General features: G+C 57.2%; 4 protein-coding genes. 3 read left to right on the forward strand and 1 reads right to left on the reverse strand.

Annotated elements, in window-relative coordinates:
* Positions 1 to 190: 190 nt before the first annotated feature.
* Positions 191 to 487: a hypothetical protein gene (locus NW818_RS04055; RefSeq protein ID WP_011434379.1), complete on the reverse strand. Its 297-nt coding sequence runs from the start codon at positions 485 to 487 to the stop codon at positions 191 to 193.
* A gap of 214 nt (positions 488 to 701) precedes the next feature.
* Here NW818_RS04055 and NW818_RS04060 point away from each other — a divergent pair, with 214 nt between their 5' ends.
* The 3 genes from NW818_RS04060 to NW818_RS04070 all read left to right on the forward strand — a co-directional run bounded on the left by NW818_RS04060 (position 702) and on the right by NW818_RS04070 (position 2,839).
* Complete coding sequence (locus NW818_RS04060) at positions 702 to 944, forward strand: Ycf34 family protein (RefSeq protein WP_011434378.1); 243 nt, start codon at positions 702 to 704, stop codon at positions 942 to 944.
* 146 nt (positions 945 to 1,090) lie between these two features.
* Positions 1,091 to 2,104, forward strand: a complete 1,014-nt coding sequence (gene hemF / locus NW818_RS04065) for an oxygen-dependent coproporphyrinogen oxidase (RefSeq protein ID WP_414422156.1) — start codon at positions 1,091 to 1,093, stop codon at positions 2,102 to 2,104.
* Positions 2,105 to 2,143: 39 nt separating this feature from the next.
* A complete protein-coding gene (locus tag NW818_RS04070; RefSeq protein ID WP_414423897.1) occupies positions 2,144 to 2,839 on the forward strand; it encodes an alpha/beta hydrolase in 696 nt (231 codons plus the stop codon).
* The last annotated feature ends 23 nt before the right edge of the window (positions 2,840 to 2,862 follow it).

Here is a 2,862-nt window from a genome sequence, read left to right on the forward strand (position 1 = left end):
CAGGGCTTTAGACCCAATTCTTTGGTAAAACAATTGCCAATAAAATGCCAATAAAAGGCTACCCGCTTGCTCGCCTTGCAGGGGCCAACTCAAGCGCTAGACCAAGAGAGCCAAGGTTTTTTTAACTCAGCACAGGTGTCTTTGGGGCAAGGGATCCATCCGACAAGCGCCAACCGACTGCCAGTTGTTTCTAACTGACGGCCACGGGCGACTTAGCCGCAGCAGCAGCGCGATTTTCCTCTTCCTCAGGAGGGACAACGGCAAACTCGATGTGATTGAGCAGGGTGGTCACGAAGGCGAAGAGCAGGAAAGGCAGGGAGATCACCAAAATCAGAGCAATGGTGAGAAAAGCGTAGAGGGGGCTATTCATCAGGGAGAGGGCAGCGGCCAAGCTGGCAAAGATGACAATCAGCCAAACGATGATCTGGCCGTAGATATCTCCAAAGGAGAGGGTGCAGGTGAAGCGGTAGCGGGTGTGGGTGTTCATGGCAGTTCCTCTGGATAGCCTGGATGGTTCGATCCTAAGGACAGATCAAGCCCCATCCTGAGAAATATGTCGAGATTTTAGACGAGAGACGAGGAGATGCCTCTCTTTGCTAAGAAATATCTCAAGAATCGGCTGAGAAAGAGGGGATCCGCCGTCTGGAAGGAGGCAGGATGCTACCCTCAAGATTGGGAACCGTTTCTTGCAGGCAGCAGCCATGTGTATTTGTATTCACTGCTACTACGTGGATCGCTGTACCACCTACCATGCCGTGGAAGCGCAGCATCAGCAACCTCATCTCACACTGACGCCGGATTTTGAGCCGCAGGGCCCCCAGATCAATGTCAATATCCGCAATGGGGGCACCGAGATGGAATGGGATGTGGTGGGCTGCCAGAGCTTTCGCGAGGAACGGAACAAATGGGCGCGACTTCGTCCCTATGAGGCGGTTCCCACGTAAGATCCAAGAGCGGCCTGGATTTCCAGGGAGTTTCTTGCCCGGCCAGGTTAGAACTCTTCAGTTTGGCAGTTCGGCTCTCCCAGTCTGAGAGGTTTGATGGGGGCTGGAGAGGTTTTTGTCGAGTTTCGAGAGATTGGAAGACTATGATGCTGGCCTCAAGCCCTACAGCGCTGCCAGTGGATGCCCGTCAACAGGTGAGCCAATTCATGCAGCGCCTACAAGATGACATCTGTGCCCGTCTGGAGGCCCTAGACGGAAAAGCCAAGTTTCGGGAAGACCGTTGGGAACGCCCTGGAGGAGGGGGCGGGCGCTCGCGGGTCATTCAGCAGGGAGACGTGTTTGAGCAGGGGGGAGTCAATTTTTCCGAGGTGTTCGGATCCCATCTGCCCCCTTCGATTCTGAAACAGCGTCCAGAAGCGGCAGGGCATCCTTTCTACGCCACAGGCACCTCTATGGTGTTGCATCCTCGCAACCCCTATGTGCCGACGGTACACCTGAACTATCGCTATTTCGAGGCGGGGCCGGTTTGGTGGTTTGGGGGCGGGATGGATCTCACCCCCTATTACCTGTTTGAGGAGGATGCGGCCCATTTTCACCGCACCCTCAAGGCAGCCTGTGACCGCTTGGATCCCGTCTACTACCCAGTTTTCAAGATCTGGTGCGATCGCTACTTTTTCCTACCTCATCGCGGCGAGGCGCGCGGCGTTGGCGGCATTTTCTTCGACTATCAGGATGAACGCCCTGGGCTGCTCTATCGGCCTGAAGGCCAGGCGGAAGGGGATCCCGAACAACTGGCTTCTGAGCCACCATCGTTACAGGTGCGGGTGGGATCCCGCAGTTGGGAACATCTTTTCGAGTTGGTGCAAACCTGTGGCGACGCCTTCTTGCCGGCCTATGTGCCGATTGTGGAGCGGCGGCAGGGGATGGAATGGGGGGAGAGAGAACGGCAATTCCAGCTCTATCGTCGCGGGCGCTACGTGGAGTTCAACTTGGTCTATGACCGCGGCACGATCTTTGGACTCCAGACCCAGGGCCGCACCGAGTCGATCTTGATGTCTTTGCCGCCATTGGTGCGCTGGGAATATGGCTACGAGCCCCAGCCGGACACGTGGGAAGCTAAGCTCTACCAGGTGCTCCGCCAGCCCCAGGATTGGGCGTAGGCCGGCCATACCCCGTCTCTGCTTCTGAGGATCCGTGACGTGTTTTCTCCTTTCCCCCTCACCTACCGCGTTCAGCCCCCCCGACAGGGCGGCTTAGGACCCGCGCCTGCGTTGGTGATGCTGCACGGGATCGGCAGCCACGAGGGGGATTTGTTCCAGTTGGCCCCCTATCTGGATCCCCGGTTGGCGGTGATTAGCTTGAGAGCCCCTATTCCTTGGAGTGGAGGCGGGTTTGCCTGGTTTGAAATGGCCTGGACGCCAGAAGGGCTGGTGGGGGATCCCCAGCAAGCGCGCAATAGCCTCCAGCTCCTGAGCCGCTTTCTAGAACAGACGCTGCCCAGTGGGATCCCGGGTATTGCCCTGGATCCCAGGCAGGTGTATTTGCTGGGGTTCAGCCAGGGGGCGATCATGAGCCTGTATTTGGCTCTGACCCAGCCGGAGAAGCTGGCAGGGGTGGTGGCGATGAGTGGGCGTTTATCTCCAGAGATCCTGGCCGAGGCGGTGGAGCCGGAGCGGATGAAACACCTGGCCATCTTGGCAGTTCATGGCACTGCCGATGCTGTTTTGCCGATTGCTTTTGGCCGTCAGATCCGGGATTATTTTGCCCCGCTGCCACTGAACTTTACCTATCGCGAGTACGAGATGGGCCATGAAGTTTCCCCGGAGAGCCTGCGGGATATTCAGGTGTGGTTGCAAAACCTGTTGGATAGGAGAGATTCGGAAGTGAAAACGTAAACTACCCGACTCCGACCGCTAAA

The sequence above is a fragment of the Synechococcus sp. R6-5 genome (genome assembly GCF_047461775.1).
In the GTDB taxonomy this organism is placed as follows: domain Bacteria; phylum Cyanobacteriota; class Cyanobacteriia; order Thermostichales; family Thermostichaceae; genus Thermostichus.

What these genes read in the sequence shown, in the direction of transcription:
- NW818_RS04055 (WP_011434379.1), bottom strand. Translation starts at nt 487, where the DNA reads ATGAACACCCACACCCGCTACCGCTTCACCTGCACCCTCTCCTTTGGA.
- NW818_RS04060 (WP_011434378.1), top strand. Translation starts at nt 702, where the DNA reads ATGTGTATTTGTATTCACTGCTACTACGTGGATCGCTGTACCACCTAC.
- hemF (WP_414422156.1), top strand. Translation starts at nt 1,091, where the DNA reads ATGCTGGCCTCAAGCCCTACAGCGCTGCCAGTGGATGCCCGTCAACAG.